This is a genomic window from Sinomonas cyclohexanicum, from assembly GCF_020886775.1.
Classification (GTDB): Bacteria; Actinomycetota; Actinomycetes; order Actinomycetales; family Micrococcaceae; genus Sinomonas; species Sinomonas cyclohexanicum.
Genome location: NZ_AP024525.1, coordinates 3,895,500 through 3,913,229, shown reverse-complemented (window position 1 = coordinate 3,913,229; position 17,730 = coordinate 3,895,500). Strand labels below are relative to the sequence as shown.

16 protein-coding genes and 1 pseudogene are annotated in these 17,730 nt (G+C 70.9%); 5 read left to right on the top strand and 12 right to left on the bottom strand.

Features of this window, described 5'->3' with window-relative positions:
- Positions 1-211: 211 nt before the first annotated feature.
- Positions 212-1,294: an LLM class flavin-dependent oxidoreductase gene (locus SCMU_RS18380; protein WP_229230524.1), complete on the top strand. Its 1,083-nt coding sequence runs from the start codon at positions 212-214 to the stop codon at positions 1,292-1,294.
- Here the strand turns inward: SCMU_RS18380 and SCMU_RS18375 are convergent.
- The 7 genes and pseudogenes from SCMU_RS18375 to SCMU_RS18345 form a co-directional block, all read right to left on the bottom strand.
- Complete coding sequence (locus tag SCMU_RS18375; RefSeq protein WP_229230523.1) at positions 1,231-2,160, bottom strand: HAD family hydrolase; 930 nt, start codon at positions 2,158-2,160, stop codon at positions 1,231-1,233. The two genes, SCMU_RS18380 and SCMU_RS18375, sit on opposite strands and share 64 nt — an antisense overlap.
- Positions 2,153-3,373 (bottom strand): cysteine protease StiP family protein, encoded by a 1,221-nt coding sequence (locus SCMU_RS18370; RefSeq protein ID WP_229230522.1) that lies wholly within the window; start codon positions 3,371-3,373, stop codon positions 2,153-2,155. Before SCMU_RS18370 ends, SCMU_RS18375 begins: the two co-directional genes overlap by 8 nt.
- 127 nt (positions 3,374-3,500) lie before the next feature.
- Positions 3,501-4,709, bottom strand: a pseudogene (locus SCMU_RS21065) (phosphoribosyltransferase domain-containing protein); the annotation flags it as partial.
- A gap of 164 nt (positions 4,710-4,873) precedes the next feature.
- A complete protein-coding gene (locus SCMU_RS18360; RefSeq protein ID WP_229230521.1) occupies positions 4,874-6,049 on the bottom strand; it encodes an HpcH/HpaI aldolase/citrate lyase family protein in 1,176 nt (391 codons plus the stop codon).
- Positions 6,050-6,074: 25 nt separating this feature from the next.
- Positions 6,075-6,884, bottom strand: coding sequence for a hypothetical protein (locus SCMU_RS18355; protein ID WP_229230520.1), 810 nt, complete (start codon positions 6,882-6,884; stop codon positions 6,075-6,077).
- Positions 6,881-7,480: a TerD family protein gene (locus tag SCMU_RS18350; protein WP_229230519.1), complete on the bottom strand. Its 600-nt coding sequence runs from the start codon at positions 7,478-7,480 to the stop codon at positions 6,881-6,883. The genes SCMU_RS18355 and SCMU_RS18350 overlap by 4 nt, the downstream gene beginning before the upstream one ends.
- A complete protein-coding gene (locus SCMU_RS18345; RefSeq protein ID WP_229230518.1) occupies positions 7,480-8,010 on the bottom strand; it encodes a hypothetical protein in 531 nt (176 codons plus the stop codon). Before SCMU_RS18345 ends, SCMU_RS18350 begins: the two co-directional genes overlap by 1 nt.
- A gap of 226 nt (positions 8,011-8,236) precedes the next feature.
- Here SCMU_RS18345 and SCMU_RS18340 point away from each other — a divergent pair, with 226 nt between their 5' ends.
- The 3 genes from SCMU_RS18340 to SCMU_RS18330 all read left to right on the top strand — a co-directional run bounded on the left by SCMU_RS18340 (position 8,237) and on the right by SCMU_RS18330 (position 11,458).
- The gene (locus SCMU_RS18340; RefSeq protein WP_229230517.1) at positions 8,237-10,150 is read left to right on the top strand and encodes a vWA domain-containing protein; all 1,914 of its coding nucleotides are present in this window, start codon (positions 8,237-8,239) and stop codon (positions 10,148-10,150) included.
- 67 nt (positions 10,151-10,217) lie between these two features.
- A complete protein-coding gene (locus SCMU_RS18335) occupies positions 10,218-10,817 on the top strand; it encodes a hypothetical protein (protein WP_229230516.1) in 600 nt (199 codons plus the stop codon).
- Entirely contained in the window at positions 10,814-11,458 is a 645-nt protein-coding gene (locus SCMU_RS18330) for a hypothetical protein (RefSeq protein WP_229230515.1), read from the top strand. Before SCMU_RS18335 ends, SCMU_RS18330 begins: the two co-directional genes overlap by 4 nt.
- Before the next feature lie 30 nt (positions 11,459-11,488).
- Here the strand turns inward: SCMU_RS18330 and SCMU_RS18325 are convergent, their stop codons facing one another.
- The 5 genes from SCMU_RS18325 to SCMU_RS18305 form a co-directional block, all read right to left on the bottom strand.
- A complete protein-coding gene (locus SCMU_RS18325; protein WP_229230514.1) occupies positions 11,489-12,442 on the bottom strand; it encodes a toxic anion resistance protein in 954 nt (317 codons plus the stop codon).
- Between the two features lie 437 nt (positions 12,443-12,879).
- Positions 12,880-13,461: a TerD family protein gene (locus tag SCMU_RS18320; RefSeq protein ID WP_229230513.1), complete on the bottom strand. Its 582-nt coding sequence runs from the start codon at positions 13,459-13,461 to the stop codon at positions 12,880-12,882.
- A gap of 22 nt (positions 13,462-13,483) precedes the next feature.
- Positions 13,484-14,065: a TerD family protein gene (locus tag SCMU_RS18315; RefSeq protein ID WP_229230512.1), complete on the bottom strand. Its 582-nt coding sequence runs from the start codon at positions 14,063-14,065 to the stop codon at positions 13,484-13,486.
- Between the two features lie 24 nt (positions 14,066-14,089).
- A complete protein-coding gene (locus SCMU_RS18310) occupies positions 14,090-14,689 on the bottom strand; it encodes a TerD family protein (RefSeq protein ID WP_189693775.1) in 600 nt (199 codons plus the stop codon).
- Between the two features lie 61 nt (positions 14,690-14,750).
- Entirely contained in the window at positions 14,751-15,860 is a 1,110-nt protein-coding gene (locus SCMU_RS18305; RefSeq protein WP_229230511.1) for a DUF475 domain-containing protein, read from the bottom strand.
- Between the two features lie 314 nt (positions 15,861-16,174).
- Here SCMU_RS18305 and SCMU_RS18300 point away from each other — a divergent pair, with 314 nt between their 5' ends.
- Entirely contained in the window at positions 16,175-17,716 is a 1,542-nt protein-coding gene (locus tag SCMU_RS18300; RefSeq protein ID WP_229230510.1) for a DUF3375 family protein, read from the top strand.
- The last annotated feature ends 14 nt before the right edge of the window (positions 17,717-17,730 follow it).

Genomic DNA, 17,730 nt, shown 5'->3' with positions numbered 1-17,730 from the left:
CAACTCCTCCCCACACAGATCGGCTGGCACCAGCCGCGACCTCTCCATTCTTTCCAGATCAGCGCGGCGCGCCACAAGCCGGATCGCGGGCTGTTGTCGAAAAGCAATACAGCCGTTACCGAATGGTGCCGGGCGCCCGTGAAGGTCTCGGCAATGTCTCGGCGGGAATCCCTGTGGGAACATCTTGGCGGGAAGCCCGGTTGCCGCTTAAGTGACTTCCTCGCCTGCACCCTCCGTTGTCCCTGCCCTGTCGATCCTGGACCTCGTCCCCATCGTGCAGGGCGGCACGACCGCGAGCGCCCTCGTCGACGCGACCCGCCTGGCGAAGCTCGCCGAGGACTCCGGCTACCAGCGCCTCTGGTACGCCGAGCACCACAACACCGACGCCCTCGCCTCGAGCTCCACGGCCCTGCTCATCGCGAACGCGGCCGCCAACACGTCCACCCTGCGCGTCGGCTCCGGCGGCATCATGCTCCCCAACCATGCGCCCCTCGCCGTCGCCGAGGCGTTCGGCACGCTCGCGAACCTCTACGGGGACCGCATCGATCTGGGCCTGGGGCGGGCGCCCGGCACGGACCCGCGCACGGCGGCCCTCCTGCGTCGCGGCGCGCGCGACGACGGTGAGGCCACCTTTGCGGCGAACATCCGCCTCCTCGCGTGGTTCTTCGGCGAGCAGATCGACGGGGGCGCAGCGGCCCAGCTGGCTGAACATCCCTCTGGGGGCGTCCACGCTGCGGTGGCCCGCGGAACGAACGTCCCGTTGTGGGTCCTGGGAAGCTCGACGGCGGGCGCGGCCATCGCGGGCCAGCTCGGCCTGCCGTTCGCGGCCGCGAGCCATTTCGCTCCGTTCCAGCTCTCAGAGGCGATCTGGACCTATCGGCAGATGTTCAACCCCTCGGCGCCGACGGCCCAGATCGCCGAGCCGTACGTCATGGCGGGTGCGAACCTCATGGTCGCCCCTACCCGTGAGGAGGCCGAGTTCCTCTTCACGACCCACCAGCAGATGTTCGTCTCGATCCGCCGCGGTACGCGCGGGCCGCTCATGCCGCCCGTGCGGGAGATGGACTGGGCGCCCCACGAGGAGCAGATGGCCACCTCAGCACTGCGCTTCTCAGCGGTCGGCACCCCGCCTGAGGCCGCCGAGTTCCTGCGCTCGTTCACGGCCTCGTACGGGATCGACGAGGTCATCCTCACCGGCTACGCCCACGATCCTGCACTGCGCGAGCGCTCCTACCGGCTCATGGCCGAGGAGTGGGCCAAGGAGCCCACCGAACCCTCCGCAGCGGTGGGCTGACTGCGGGTGAGATCGGCCGGCACCGGCGTCAACCCGACAATCGCGCCCAGCGCCTCGCGGAGGATCTCCTCGCCCGCCCGCACGCCCTGTGACGCCGTGACGCGCAGCCGCGGGCGCACATAGCCCGCGGCCTCGAGCTCGCCATGGCGGGGCCGCAGCGCGATGTCCGCCATCTCGAGCAGGCCCCGGTCCAGCAGGGAGTCGCCCGCGGCGATGAGCGTGTCCGCGCCGACCCGGCGCATGACCTCCGCGACCGCGGCCTCCTTCGTTACCGACTCCGGGACGCAGTACAGCTTGCGGCCCTGCAGCGAGACAACCCAGCCACGGTCCGCGCACCAGGCGGCGAGCCGCGCCACCCACCCCTCGGGCAGCTCGGCGCGCTCCACGATCGCGTACGCGAACAGGTCCTCAGCCGTCCGGACCCGCAGCACCCCCGGCGACGGCCGCCCGTTCAGGTGGGCGAGCACCTCCGCGAGCGGTGCCGAGCCGCGCACGACGGCGCCGCGCACCCGGGCGGCCCACTCGCCGTCGGGCTTCCCGTCGGCCAGCAGGACGCCGCCGTTCGTGGTGATCGCGTAGCGGGTCGCGGGGAGGTGGACCCGGCGGAACTGCGCCTGCGTCCGAGTCGTGACAGGCACGAAGGCCGCGTGGGCGAGCAGCTCGTGCATGAGGGCCTCGGCCTCACGCGTCATGTAGCTCAGGGGCAGGCCCTCGTGGAGCTCGCTGACCACGAGCCGCGGGGACTGGGTGGGCGGCGCGTCCGGATCCAGGTACAGGGCCTTCGCGGAGTAGATCAGGGTCCGGTCGAGGTCGCACGCGACGACGGGCCGGCCGGCCGGCCCGGGGCGGGACAGGGCCTCAGACATCGAGCACCGTCCTCCCGTCGGCCCCGGTCGCGCCGGGCGTGAACCGGGGGTGGATGAGGCCCACGCAGCTGTACGGGAGGCCCTCGACGGGTTCCACCGGAACGCCCCGCTGCCCTGCGAGGAGCAGCACGTGGGCGAGGTCGCCGCTGCGGGGTCGGCCGGCGTCGTCCGTCTCAAGCAGCTCCGGGCGGGCGAGCACCTTCCACGGCACTCGGCGCAGGAGCACGCGGGTCGTCTCGCCGACGCCGGGCTTGACCAGATTCACCGAGTGAATCCCGTAGTCCGCGGCGATGCGCTCGACGGCGGCCCACCCGGCCCACGTGGGCTCGGCCGGGTTCCGCGGGGGCGCGGGGCGGACGTCGGGGAAGCACGAGGCCACTGTGTCGATGAACTCGTTCGAGACGTCCCGCGCGGCGAGCTCGGGATGGAGATCTGGCCCGTAGAACTTGGCGCCATGCAGATCGTGCGGGCCCACGAGCTCGCGGTTGAACACCGTGCGGGATACGAGCCCCGAGACCGTCGAATTGAGGCACGCGGACGGTATGAGGAAGTCGTCGCGGGTGCCGAACACGCGCACGCAGTGGCCGGGGTCCGCGAGCACCGCGAGCTCGGGGGAGAGCCGGGGGCCATCCGTGGCGGCGAAGGCCGCTGCATTGAAGTCCGATACCGCCCCCGCCAGCTCGCGGGCGATCGCCCCCTTGCCGGTCCACCCGTCCACGAACATGATCTGCTCGGGCCGGTGCCGCGTGAGCAGGTACCGCAGGGCGTTCGCATCGATGCCGAGCCCGCGCACGATGCTCATCGTGTAGTGAGGCACGTCCAGCCCGTGCGCGTGCCGGGCCCAGCGCCGCATGAGGACGCCGATCGGCGTCCCGGCCCGGGCGAGCGAGACGAGCACGGGCTCGCCGTTCCGCAGGGCCAGGACCTGCTCGGTCACGTCCGCGACCGCCGCCGCGATGCGGTGCTTCGACTCGTCCAGCGCGGCGTGGAAGAGGGCCTGGTACTCGGGGCTCGGCTCGTACTCCTGCGGCAGCGACTCCGCGTAGCTCGCGCGGCCCGACTGGATCGCGGCCTCTCGCTCGTGCGCAGGCGCCTCGAGCCGCGCCCCGGAGAGGTCTTTGAGGAGCCAGGCGACGTCCTCGGGCGGATAGCTGCCGAAGCTTGGTCCGGTGAGCGGCTCGGGGTACGGCGGCGCGGCGTCGAGGTGGAGCACGACGACGGTCCCCGCCGCGCGCGCGAGCGCCTCCGCCGCGCCCCCCGAGATCCTCGGGCGGGGTGCCGGGTTCGGGGACGTAGACGATGGCGTCAGGCGCGCTCAGGTTGTACGCGTAGCGGGTCCCGGCGCCGGGCCCGCCGTCGATCGCATGGTCATGGGAGGGGAACCGCACGGCGGAGCGCACCGCGTAGCCCGCGTCGTCGTGGACGTGGACGGGGGAGCGCGTCGTCGAGGAGAAGAGGGTGCCCGGGTACTCGGCCGTGAGGCGGTGGGCGATCGCGAGGGGGAGCGCGAGGTGCTCCTCCGACCCGAGGACGACGACGCGGCCGTGGTGCGCGACTCCCGCGTCCCTGAGGGCCGTCGCCGCGGCCCGGGCCAGCGGCTCGGCAAGCTCGGAGAGCCGGGTGCCGTGCGGGCCGGAGGTGTCGACGCCGTACCGCGCGCTGCGGACCCTGGCGCCGAGGTCGGGTCGCGTGACCGTGAGGTCGGGTCCCCTGAGCGTGAGGCCGGGTCGTGTGAGCGCGACGTCGGGTCGTGGGTCTTCCGCGAGCCACGCCGTGGCACGCTCGATCGCATCGGAGGGGACCTCGATCGTCCCTTCTCCGAGCGCCACCACCTCGATCGTGCACCCGAGTTCTGCCGCGAGTCGGCCGAACGCGGCGCGGTCCGCATCGGAGCGCAGGTCCACGAGCGTGGCGACCACGTACCGTCGGCGGGTCGGGGCGCCGCCGGGGGCATCGCCGTCGTGCGTGCCCGCCGGCGGGCCCTGAGCCAGCCACGCGGCGTGCAGCTCGCGGACCGTATTCAGCACGGTCCGCCCGGTCGAGAGTTCGTCGTCGACGAGGACCACGGTCTCGGCGCGGGTGAGCCGCCCGGGGTCGCTGGGGACGAGCGTGTGGCCGGTCGCGTGCGAGTGCTCCTCCTCGAACCCCCCGAATGGCCGCACGGGCGTGGCGATCCGCGTCGAGTGCACGTAGTACGAGCCGAGGTACTCGGCAACGAGGTGCCCCAGGCCGGTCGCAGTCTCGGCGTACCCGAGCGTTGCGAGGTCCTCGCCGGCCGCGAGCCGGTCCGGCGGAAGCGGCAGGACTTCCGGCAGTGAACGCACCGCGCACGACGGCGTGTCCCCGGCGAACCAGCGCACGATCACCTCGGCCGGTTCGCCCAGATCCGGCAGGCCATGGGCCCGCAGGTCCAGCCGGTGCGCCACCGCAGCCCCGAGCAGCCGCCCGGCCCCGATGGCGAGCCCGGGCGGGGTCGGGACGTGTTTCGCGAGGACGCGTGAGACGAGCAGCTGTGCGCGCTTCGGGTTGCGCCGGACGGCGAGTCCCACGAGGGCCTCGACGGGCAGGAGGCTCCCGGGCGACGTCGTGAGCCGGATGCCGAGGCGGTCGCGCACCGTTGTTCCGGGCCACACGGGGGCCCCGATCTCGCGCTCAGGAGCCCCGATCTCGGCGTCGCTGGACCCGATCTCGGCGGTGGTGGGGGCGGTTCCTGTCACTTCATGCTCGCTTCCAGGAGGTCGACGAACGTCACGTCCGGGTGTGCCACACCGAACGCGTCGGCCCGCTTGAGGGTCCGCTGCGCCCAGGCGCGGTGGGGCTTGGCCTCGTTCATGCGCACCCCTGAGCGGGACGCCGTGGCACCGCCCCCCTCGGCGGCGAGGATGTCGAGGGCGTCGACGTACTCCTCGTGGCTCACCGTGTGCAGTGCGTGCACCACCGGCACGTGCGAGGGGTGGATCACGGTCTTCCCGAGCAGGCCGTTCGCGAGGTCCAGCTCGATCTCGCGGATCAGGCCGTCGAGATTCGCCCCGAGCAGCCGCTCTCGCAGCATCTCCGTGTTGGTGGCGCTGAATGGGGTGGCGCGCAGCTGCGGGCGGAGGATCCGTTCGGTGCTCGAGTAGTGCTCCCACACCGGCCCTGAGATGACCCAGCCCTCGTCGGCGCGGCCGAGGATGCCCACGACGTCGGCGATCACCTCCGCGACCACAGCCACGTCGTAGATCGTGAGGTCCCTTGAGCGCCGCAGCCCGTACGCCGCAGACATGTCCGTGGTTCCCAGCCGCACGGACAGGATCAGATCACGGCGGGCGCGCAGGAGGTCGCGCACGGCCAGGAGCGCCCGGGAACGGGTCTCGCGGTGGGTTGTCACCGGGTGTTCGACGATGGGCATGGCCCGCAGCGCGTGCTGGGTGTCCAGCTCGCGGTTGAGCCGGTCCAGCGCGTCGAGGAACCGCTCGCCGCGGCCCGAGGTGTTCTCGAACTTGGGCAGCACGAACCCGGTCAGCAGGTCCGCGGCCGGCCCGAGCCGCCGGCCCACTTCGAGCAGCTGCTCGGGGCTGCGCGGCCGGACGAACAGGAGCGGGAACCCGGCCGCCGAGGCCTCGTCCCGGCCTGCGAGGTCGGTCAGGGCGGTCACGACGTTGTCCTCGGCGTCCGCCACGCTCGCGTCCGCCACCGCGTCCTCGAGGCACAGGACGCCGCTCGCGCAGCCCGCCCGGGCGCGCTTGAGGACGGTGTCCGCGAGGCCGGGCCGGGTCCCGGGTGTGTACAGGGTCGCGCCAAGGCCCACCGCGAGGGACTGCGCGTCGGAGCCCCGCCCGAGCGGCTGCGGGGGCCGGGCGAACAGCCTGTCGCGGGCGCTTTCGGTCAGGAATGAGTAGTGCAGCACGGGTCCCCCAGATGTCGGTGCGGTACTAGCGCCGCGGGGCTCCCAGACCCACGGTCATCGTGAACGCGAACTCGCGCCAGATCTCGCCGTCGTCCCACTCTTCCGGGACCGACTCGGCGCGCAGCTCGATGAGCGCACCGATGCGGGTCGCGGTCAGGACCGTGCGCTGCCCGGGGCCCAAGGTGCCCTGGACGGCGATGGCCGAACCGTCGAACGTCTGGACCGTCATCGTCCCACCGGCCCCGATGAACAGGGCGCGGCGGAGCATGCGCACATGGCGCAGCACAACGACGGCGTCCCGATTAACGAAGCTCACGAGAGGCCGGTTCCCCGGGGTCGCGATCGGGGTCCCGATCTGCTCTCGGTGCACACTCTGCGCGCCGGTGGTGCGGTCCACGCCCTCCCAGGCGGTGCCGCGCGCGCCCGTGACGAACATCGACCCGATCCCGGACTGGCGCGGATTCAGGCGCACGACGGCGTCACTCGCCGAGAGCTGGTGCAGCCCGCCGAACGCGGGGGCCCGGTAGAGGCGCGACTCGGGCGTCAGCGCCGCTCGTGGTTGGCCCGCGGCCGGCGGCTGGGCGGAGCGCACTGGAGCTGCCTCCCGAGGGGCCGAGAGGTCGAGCCCGGCACTCGGCGGTAGGGCCGCGGGCGGCTGAGCCGCCACGGGCTGAGGAGTGCGAAGCGGGCTCGAGGCCTGGGGCACGGCGAGATCGAGGGGATCTCGACTGCGCTCGGCCGCCCGCTCGGGATCTCTGGGCCGCTCGACTGCCGGGACGTCGCGCACCCGCCGTGTCATGAACGGCACCTGCGAGCCGGAGAGTCCCTTCGTCACAGGTCGAGCCCGAAGTCGCGGGCCACCCCGGCCAGCCCGTTCTCGTAGCCCTGCCCGAGCGCGCGGAACTTCCAGTGCTCGCCGTGCCGGTAGAGCTCCCCGAACATCATGGCCTTGATCTTCTCGCCATGGATCTCGGGGAGGTCGAAGCGCAGGAGCTCGGAGCCGTCCGGCCGCGCGAGCCTGATGTACGCGCTGCGCACGGCCCCGAACGTTCCGGGTCCGCGGACCTCGGGGTCCACGTACGCGAGGAACGCGATCTTGGCGACCTCGGCCGGAACGAGCCCGAACTCGACGTCCACCTGCTCGGCGTCCTGCGCCGTGCCCTGCCCGGTGCCGTGCGCTGTGCCCTGCGCGGCATTCGGGCTGCTGGCGAAGCGCACGCCGCCGCCCGCCGTCGTGAGCTGATTGAAGAAGACGAGGTGCTCCGGCGAGAGGGCACGCCCGTCCTCCCCGCACACGATCGCAAGCGACGTCAGCTCGGACTGTGGTCCGTTGCTCGGGACCACCTGCCAGCCCATCGCCACCATCACCCCGGCGAGGCCCGGGTTCTCCGCCGTGAGCGGGGCGTTGCTGCCCGCGACCATCGTGGCCATCAGTGCGTCTCTCCTTCTGCGGGGCCGGGGGTGAGGCGGATGCCGCCCACATCGAACTTGTCCTGGAGGAACCGCCCGTGGACGCTCAGCTCGGCGATGGCCCCGGTGCGGACCTGGTGGTCGAGGTCGAGCGCGGTGGAGTGCAGGATGTCGAGCTGCTCGAGCAGCTTCTCCGACTCGGGGCTCGTGTCGGTGTGGGTCTCCGGAGGCAGGGCCCGGTAGACGCGCAGCGACGTGGGGAGATAGTCGGTGATGATCGCGTTGAGCAGGACCCGCTGTTCGGTCGAGGCGCCATGCTCGGCCACGTAGTCGATGAGGTTCGCGAGGAGGTCATCTGTCTGGCGCACGCGCGAGGACGCGAGGGTCGGCAGGACCGCTCCGGCCCGCCGGATCGCGCTGCGGAGCTCACCGAGCGTGGCGCGGGTCTGCTCGAGCTCCTGGGCCTGGGTGAGCGGCAGCTGCTCGTCGAGGATGGGGTCGGGATCGCGTCCGGCGCCCCCGAACAGCGACCCGAAGAACTTCGAGGCCATGCCTTCCAGCCTAGTCGCTGGGTCTGGGTCGGGGGATGCCTCTATGCCGTCAGCTGACGCCCTGCAGTCCTGCGACGTCAGCTCGCGTTAACCCGGTGTTCACCGGGGCGTCCGGTCGCGTTAACCCGGTGTTCACCGGGGCGTCCGGTCGCGCCGGTACAGTCCCACCGTCCAGCTACCACCCCAGCGCTGGCTGGCGCGCGCCGCAGTCGAAAGGTCCCCCGGCATGGGCAGACGAAGCACCTCTCCCGCGAGCCGCCGTGCCGCACGCCGCCGGCGGGCAGCCCTTCCTTGGGGCCGCATCGCGATCATCACCGGGACGGTCGCCGCGCTCGCGCTCTCGGGGATCCTCTGGCTCCCCTCGTTCTACGAGTCGCTCACGGTCAATCGGATCCCGACGGCCACGACGGCCAAGCTCACCGCCACCCAGCCCGCGGCGCCGCTGGCTGAGGACACCCTGCCCAGCTCCGCCGGCCCGGGCCCGTGCACGCGGCTCAACGTGCTCGCCTCGCCCGAGAACGCCGGGATGGTCCAGGCCGTCGCGGACGCGTACCGTGGCTCGGCGCGCGACGCCGGCGGGCACTGCGTGGACGTCAAGGTCGCCTCTCGGAAGTCGGGCCTCGCCGCCGACGACGCCGCGCGCGGCTTCGCGTCGACGCCCGCCGACCAGCAGCCCGCCGTCTGGATCCCCGACGCCTCGATGTGGCTCGCCACCGCGCGGGCCGGCGGCGGGCAGGGCGCGGCGATCGTCCCCGAATCGGGCCCCGGCATCGCGTCCACTGCCGTGGCCGTGGCCATGCCCGCGGAGATGGCCGCCGCGCTCGGCTGGGACGCCAAGGCGCCCACGTGGGCCGACGTGTACAAGGCCGCCTCGGACGCCCGGGGGTGGGAGCGTGCGGGGAAGCCCGAGTGGGGGTACTTCCGGATCGCGAAGGCCAACCCCTCCATGTCCAGCTCGGGCCTCTTCGCCCTTGCGACCGCCTACTCCGCCGCCGCGGGCCACGCCGGACCGCTCACGACCGCGGACCTCACCTCGAGCTTCGTGACCTCCCAGGTGCGGCTCGGCGAGAGCGCGACGAGCAGTTATCTGAGCACGCCCGCGCACTTCCTGAACTCGATCCGCGACGCCCCCGACACCAAGGCGGTCGCCGGCACACTCTCCGCCGTCATCACCGACGAGAAGTCCGTGTGGGAGTACAACCGCGGCATCACGAGCCCCGACGGGGTCACCCTCGCCAACGGTGCCCCGCCCAAGGTCCAGCTCACGCCGTACTACCCGTCCGACGGGGTGTACACGGCGGATTCTCCCGCTGTTGTCCTCTCCGCAGGGTGGGTGGGCGACGCCCAGCGGGCGGCCGGCGAGGACTTCGTACGGTTCGCCCGCACTGTGGAGGGCCAGGCCGCCGTGCGTGCCTCCGGCTTCCGGGACATCCGCGGCGAGGCGGACATCGCGGTGGCCGAGGCTGGCCACTACGGCACAGCGTCCAAGACCCTCGAGGCGCCCTCCGCCGAGCTGGTCACCGGGCTCCAGAAGGGGTTCGCGGCGGTGCGCAAGCCCGCCCGCGTCCTGTTCGCCGTGGACGTCTCGGGATCCATGCGGGACGAGATCCAGCCCGGCGTGACCAAGATCCAGGCCGCGAAGGACGCGGTCGAGGGCGCGCTTGCCCTCTTCGGCTACGACGACCAAGTGGGCATCGAAGGATTCTCCAACAGGGACGGCGGCGGGCTCGAGCCCGGCGTCGTGCAGCCGCTCGCGAGTGTCAAGGCGCAGCGCGAGTCGATCGCCGCGAAGGTGCGGGGCCTCACGCCCGTCGCCTACACGCCGCTCTATGAGGCCGTGGGCCTCGCCGTGGACACGGTGGCGACCGGGTACCGCTCCGACGCGCTCAACTCGGTGATCCTGCTCAGCGACGGCACGAATGACACCGCCCGGCCCGGCACGCTCGAGGACACGGTGGCCAAGCTCTCCCAGCAGACCGCCGCGGGCAAGCGGATCAAGGTCTTCACCCTCGCCTACGGGTCCCAGGCGGACACCGAGACCCTCCAGAAGATCGCCGCGGCCTCGGGCGGACAGTACTTCGACGCGACGGATCCCACCCGCATCCGAGACGTGCTCAAGGACCTGGCCGGCAGCCTGTAGCTTTGGGGCGCTCAGCCGCGCGGGGCGGTCCCGCGCCGTCGTGCGCGGGAAAGCGTAGGCTCGTGATATGCCGAAGAGCCGCACGCGCAAGCCGAAGAACACCCGCCCGCGCACCGCGACGTCCATGGGGGAGTACGAGCGGCGCCGCCGCCGTGTGGACCTCATGATCGACGGGCTCACGCCCGACTACATCGCATGGGCCTCACGTGGGGAGGACGACCTCTCCGCCTTCGCCACCGGGCAGCTGCTGGTGGTGAAGATGTTCGTCACCATCGTCTCGAGTCTGGGCAAGGGCGGCCCGTCGCTGCGTCTCGATCCCGACCACGTGGCCGGCTTCCTGCCGCCCTTCCTCGAGGACGTCGGGGCGGCCGCGTCGAGCGAGGAGCACGCCGTGGACGACCAGCGCTACGTGGTCGGCACGCTCGTCGACTGGCTCAGCTTCCTCGAGGAGACCGGCCGCTGGGAGGGCACCCCCGAGGAGCTTGAGGCGGTGGCCGAGGTGCTCGATGCCCAGGCTGAGGCTTTGGGCGGCATCGTCGACTCGAGCCCCCTCGATGGGCTCCCCGAGCCGACCGAGAGGAGGAGGCGGCCGAGTTCGCGACGAACGCGCCGTTCGTACGGCACGCTCTCGCGCTCCTGGAGTGGCTCGGAGACGGCCGCGAGGTGATGCCCGACGCCGGCCTGGACGCCTCAGTGCTCGCCTCCGCCGCCGCCGTGGTCGGGTCCGAGGAGCGGGCCCGTCGCCTCTGGGAGGCCATGGTCAACGCCGAAGTCGTGGAGCTTGACGGGTCGATCGCGCGTCCGGGCGAGGGCACCGTTGACCTCGGGAACTCGGACGGGCTCGGGCGGCTCGAGGCGCAGTTCCTCGGCACGGAGATCGTCGCGTCGGCGTGTACCGACGGCACCCCGGGCACGCTCGAGGGGGAGACCGCCGCGGTGCTCACCACGATCCTCAACGCCGCCGTCTACCAGGAGCCCTTCCCCCTCGAGGACGTCGCATCACTCGGAAGCGACCGGGCCGAGTCCGAGGCGCCACAGGAGGACCTTGGCGTCGAGGAGGAGCTCGGTCCGGACGCAAGCCAGCAGCTCAAGGGCCTCTCGGCGGCGCTCCTGGCAGAGATCGAGGAGCTCGAGGCGCTCGGGCTCGTCGACACGTCCGACGGCATGGTCGCCGTTCCCGTGGCCGCGCTTGACACCGTCTTCGAGGCCCTCCGCGACTACGAGGACTTCGACGAGGAGGACCTCGAGTCCCTCGAGGACGACTCGGTGCTCGAGGAGCCCGAGGACGCCGGCGAACCGGAGGCCTGAGCCAGCGGATCCTGACGCAGGCGGATCGGCTCAGGCGTTCCCCTCCTGCCGGCGCACGCGCTCGATGTACGGACGGGACTTCTCGAGCCCGGTCTCGAGCGCCTGCACGGTGCTCTCCATGTTCTTGGCGGCCTGGGACCGGAACGTGTCGATCGCGTCCATCGTCTGGTAGATGTTCGCGAACGCCTTCTCGAGGGTCTGCACCGACACCCCGGAGCTGGACGCCTGCTGGTGGATGCGCGCCGTCTGGTCCTTCAGCATCTCGGACGTCTTCAGGATCATGTTGTTCGTCGTCGTGTTGATCGCGTCGATCTGGTCGAGGACGAGCTTCTGGTTGGCGAGCGCCTGCGCGACGATCACGGCCGTGCGGAGGGCGCTGATCGTGGTCGTGCGGGCGCGGTCCACGCCCTTGATGAGCTCCGTGTTGTTCTTCCGGATCAGGTCGATTGCGAGGTAGCCCTGCACGGAGACGGCGAGCTGGGTGAGGATGTCCTGGCGGCGTTGCCGCACGGGGAACAGGACGTCGGACTCGAGCTGCTGCGCGTGCTCCGTCTGGCCGCTGCGGCGGACCTCGTCGATCTTCTCGACCGTGGCCTTGTCGAGCTCTTGGGCGAACACGGCGTACTCGGAGAGCTGCTTCATCGTCTCCCAGAGGTTCGTCTTCTCCTCGGCGAGCGACGCGTTGTCCTTCATGAGCGCGTCCTGGCCCGCCATGAGGGACTTGATGATCTTGTCCAGCTGCGTCTGCGCGCTCTCGTAGCGCTGGAAATAGCGCGCGAGCTTGTTCCCGCCCGGCACGAAGCCCAGGATCTTCTTGCTGACCGTCAGCTCCTGGTTCGGGGTGAGGTCCTCGACCGTGGTGCGGAGCTCGCCGAGCGTGGAGGCCACGTACATCTGGGCGCTGTTGCCGGACTTCTTGGCGCTCGCCATGGATGTGCTCGAGCGGTCGAGCATGCGGCTCGACGCGTCCGATGAAGCCACCATTTCCCGCCCGGCGAACCGGTTGAGGCCCTCGACCTTCTGCTGGAACTCGGGCTTCGCGAGTCCAGCGCCGCGATCTCCGCCACGAACGCCTTCGCCTGGCCGGCGATCTCGTGCTGGCGCTCGTCGCCGACGGGGACCATGCCCGGGGCCTGCTCCTCCTTGATAAGGGTGCGGCTCGGGGTGGGCGAGGGCGGGTTCTGCCGGTCAGCGATCTCCGCCACGCGCCTCGCCGGCCGGCGATCTCGTGCTGGCGCTCGTCGCGACGGGACCATGCCCGGGCCTGCTCCTCCTTGATACGGGTGCCGGCTCGGCGCCTGGAGCACGAGGGCGGCGTCTCGGTCTCGGTGGGGTCGGGAGGGGTCAGGGAGATGGACATCGCGATAGCTCCTGGGGTGGGTGGATGGGCTAGCAGCGGGCGGGTGTGCCGTGGTTCTCGGTCAGCCGAGGTTCACGCCGAAGTCGGCGGCGACGCCGGCCAGGCCGCTCGCGTAGCCCTGGCCCACGGCCTTGAACTTCCACTCGCCCGCGTTGCGGTACAGCTCGGCGAAGATCATGCACGTCTCGGCGGCGGCGTCCTCGGAGAGGTCGTAGCGGACCACCTCCGCGTTCGTGCCCTCGTTGACGATCCGGCAGTACGCCGAGCGAACCATGCCGAAGTTCTGCCGGCGCGCCTCGGCCTGATCGATGCTCACCACCACGACGATGCGCTCGATGTCCGCGGCGACCTTGGCGAGGTCGACGGCGATCTGCTCGTCGTCGCCCTCGCCCTCGCCGGTGCGGTTGTCACCCTGGTGCACCACCGAGCCGTCGGGCGTCTGCTTCTGGTTGTAGAAGATGAAATCGGCGTCCGAGCGCACCTTCCCGTTGGCGGCCACGAGCAGGGCCGAGGCGTCGAGGTCGAAGGCGTCGCCCGTCGTCGTGCGCGGATCCCAGCCGAGGCCCACGATCGCCTTGGTGAGGCCCGGGTCGGTCTTGGTGAGGGAGAGGTTCCCGCCCTTGGAAAGGGTCAGTCCTGCCATGTCAGTGCTCCTTCTCTGGGTGTCAGTCGAGGACGATGCCGAAGTCCGTTGCGACGCCGTGCAGGCCGGACGCGTAGCCCTGCCCGACGGCGCGGAACTTCCACTCGGTCCCATGGCGGTAGATCTCGGCGAAGATCATGCAGGTCTCGCTCGCGGCGTCTTCGGTGAGGTCGTAGCGGACGATCTCCTGATCGGTCGTGTCGTTGACGACCCGGCAGAACGCCCCGCGGACCATGCCGAAGTTCTGCCGGCGGGCCTCGGCCTGGTCGATCGAGACGACGATGACCACCTTCTCGACGTCGGCCGCGACCTTGGTGAGATCGATGAGGATCTGCTCGTCGTCACCCTCGCCCTCGCCGGTGCGGTTGTCGCCCTGGTGGATGACGGAGCCGTCCTTGGCCTCAAGCTGGTTGTAGAAGATGAAGTCGTCGTTGCTGCGGACCTTGCCGCGGGCCGAGATGAGCAGGGCGCTCGCATCGAGGTCGAACATCTCGCCCGCAGTGGTGCGCGGGTCCCAGCCGAGGCCGATCATGGCCCGGGTCAGGCCAGGGTCCGCCTTGGTGAGGGAGAGGTTGCTGCCCTTGCTGAGGGTGAGGCTTGCCACGGTGCTCCTTTGTCTTCTCGTGTACTACAGGACGGCGGCCGAGGCCCCGACGAGGTCGCCGACCGTCCGGCCGTTCGCCGGCTGGCCGATGGCCGTGAACTTCCAGCCTGCACCCTCGCGGGACAGCTTGGCCATGATCATGCCCGTGTAGGGGCCCTGCTCGGTGAGGGTGTACCGCGCGACCTCGGGGCTGCCCGCCACCGAATCGTCCACGACGCGGCAGAACGCGTTCTGGACCTGGTTGAACGTCTGCTGCGAGTAGCTCGTGATGACGAAGACGATGTGCTGGACCGCGCCGTTGACTCCGGGCAGGTTGACCATGATCGTCTCGTCGTCGCCCTCGCCGGCCCCCGTGAGGTTGTCGCCCGTGTGGCGCACCGAGCCGTCCTTGCTCGCGAGCTGGTTGAAGAACACGGTGTCGAGCGGCTGGCCGCCCGCGTTGTACAGGATGGCCGAGGCGTCGAGGTCGATCTCCGCGGCGCCGCCGCCGAACAGGCTCCCGAGGAAGCCCTTGCGCGGCTGCTCGACGGCGTCCCAGCCCAGGCCCAGGCGGACCTGGGTCATGCCCGAGCCGTCCTGCTTGGTCAGCGAGAGGCCCTGGCCCTTCTGCAAGCTCAGTCCCACAGTGTGCTCCTAACGTTGTCTCTCTGAAGGTGTGCGGTGCGGTTGGTGCGGTTCGGTCTGGTCACGCCGTGTGCGCGTGCTCGGGTTCTAAGGCCTTGCGCTTGTTCCGGCGGATGGAGGCAAGGAACGCCGCGCCGATGAAGAACACGCCGATGAGCCCCGTGACGACCTCGTTGACCTCGATGCCGATCGTGATGAGGAGGATGACGGCGAGGGCGCCGATCGCCCAGTGGGCACCGTGGTCGAGGTACTCGAACTCGTCGAGGGTGCCCTGGCGGACCAGGTAGACCGTGAGCGAGCGGACGAACATCGCGCCGATGAGGCCGAGGCCCAGCGCGATGATGATCGGATCGGACGTGATCGCGAACGCGCCGATGACGCCGTCGAACGAGAACGACGCATCGATGACCTCGAGGTACAGGAACAGCATGAACGCGGCCTTGCCGGCCACGTGGACCGCCTTGTTCTGGCCCTTGCCGTGGGTTCCACCAGCGGCGGTCGGGATGTCGTCGGCGTCGATCTCACCGCTCTCATCCGTGTCGAAGAGCTCCCCGAGCCCCTGGACGAGGAAGTACGTGACCATGCCGAAGATGCCGGCCATGAGGACGCCACCCTGGAGCTCGGGGCCGGAGAGCTGGCCGATGATGCCGAGTGCGAAGAGCCCGACCACCAGCGAGGCGCCGTTCATCTTGCCGACCTTGGCCAGCGGCATCTCGAGCCAGTGGAGCCACTTGATCTCGCGGTCCTCGAAGAAGAAGTCGAGGAAGATCATCAGGAGGAAGATCCCGCCGAACGCGGCGATCTGCGGGTGGGCGTGGTGGAGGATGTAGGCGTAGCTGCCGGGCTCGGTGATGGGGCCCTTTGCGAGCGCGAGCTGGACGGCCTCGACAGGGTTGAGCTTGGCGGTGAGCCCCACGATCAGCAGCGGGAACAGCACGCGCATGCCGAACACGGCGATGACGATGCCCACGGTGAGGAACATCTTCTGCCAGAACGGATTCATGCGCTCGAGGATGCGGGCGTTCACCACCGCGTTGTCGAAGCTCAGGCTCACCTCGAGGACGCCGAGGACGAGCGAGAGGAAGAGGGCCTGCGGGCCCCCGTAGAGGAAGGCCGCGACGAGCGCAACGGCGCTCACGCCGAATGACCAACCGAAGGTTCTCAGAAACACGTGGTGCGCAGAGCTCCTGGTTCAGGCCCGGGGTGCCGGGCGGCAATCTGTGGCTGCGCAGCCTTCAGGAGCGGTTCCCCCAAGACCAGCCACGGCCATTATGTCGCGGCCCCCCGACAGTTCTGTACCCCGGCCCTCTGCAGCCTCTTCGGCTTCAACGGACCGTGTGCCCGGCAGGTTCCCCGCGCCATGGGCGTTCTCGCCGACAGCGAACGGAGCCGATCTTCCCTTCGACGGGACCAAATCGGCCACACGGAAGGAGAAGGCCATTCCGGCTCAGGAGCTCCGGGGCCGCGCCGGTAGACTGATCTGCCGTGCCAGAACCGCAGCCCGTGCCCCGTCAGCCGGCAACGGGTGTGCCATCCTCGGCCGCGCTCGCGAGGCTCGCAGAGCTCGAGTCCCTCCATCGAGGTCCGGCGTGGGCCCTGACCCGATCTGCCCCGTGGACGATCGCCGCACTCCAGACCGCATTCACCCGCAACCGGCCCCACGTGGAGCTCGAGCAGTTCCACGAGGAACTGGACGGGTTCCTCGCAGATCTCCGAGCGCACGACGCCGCGCTGGGCGCCCCCGCGACGGCCGGAACCGCGGGGGGGAGGGCCATTGCGGACGACTGGACCCGGCGCAGGTTCCTCACCCGACGGGCGCAGGGCGGCCGCATCGTGTACGAGCTCACCGAGGCCAGCGCCCGCGTGCTCGTCTTCCTCGAGTCCCTCTCTTCCGACCGCTCCACCCTCACCGGCTCGCGGCTCGGCACGCTCCTCGGGGACGTCGAGCGGCTCGCCCGAGAGACGAACCCGGACACGAGCGCGCGGATCGAGGCCCTCGAGGCGGAGATCGAGGAGCGGCTCGAGCTCGTGCGCGCGCTGAGGGCGGGGGAGCAGTCCGGGAGCCTCGACGATGAGACCGCGCTCGAGGCGGCAGGGAACATCCTGGACCTCGCAGCCGGCGTGCCCGCCGACTTCAAGCGCATGCGCGCCGCGATCGAGGACTCCGTGGGCGAGCTGCGCAATCAGATCATCGAGGAGTCGCTGACCAAGGGCGCCACGATGGCCCAGGTCCTTGAGGCGGACCGGCGGCTGCGGGCCTCGAGCGAGGGCCGCACGTTCCGCTCGTTCACGGCGTTCCTCGACGACCCCGAGCAGCAGCTGCGCTTCCGTGCCGCGATCGGAGAGGTGCTCTCTCGGGACTTCGCGGATGGCCTCGACCATGAGGAGCGCGAGACCCTCCGCAACCTGGTCGCGGAGCTGCGCGAGGCGAACGCCCAGATCCAGCGCATCTACGGCAAGCTCTCCGAGAGCCTCAATACCTACGTCCAGAGCGACGACTACCGCCAGTCCGTCCGTCTGCGCGAGGCGATCCGCCGGGCGGAGCAGGCCGTGCGCCGTCTGACGTACGTGCGCGAGGAGTCGGGTTTCGCGCCCGCTCCTGAGCTGTTCGGTGCCGAGTTCGAATCGCTGTCCATGGTGAAGCTCTTCGACCCTGACGAGCTCGCGCCGCCGCCGCGCCTCGCGGACCCGATCAGCTTCGGGAGCGATGACCGCGCACGGTCCGCCCGGACCGCGAAGGCTCGGGCCGGTACGCTTCGGGAGGCCGTGGCGGTGGCACTCGAGGCAGGGCGCGGCCGCGCCGAGATCAGCGGGATCTGGTCCCAGCTGCCCGCCGAGGAGCAGCACATTAACTCGATCCGCGCGCTTCTCGGCCACCTGCTGCAGGAGGGCGTGCGCCTTGACCGGGGTGTCTGGGCACCGCTCGAGTTCGGACAGGTCGACGGCACGCGCCGCACCGCCTATGTCCCCCACGCGACCGTCGTCCGCGAGCAACCGGAAATCCCGACCCGCGAGGAGGAGAACTAGTGGACACCACCGCC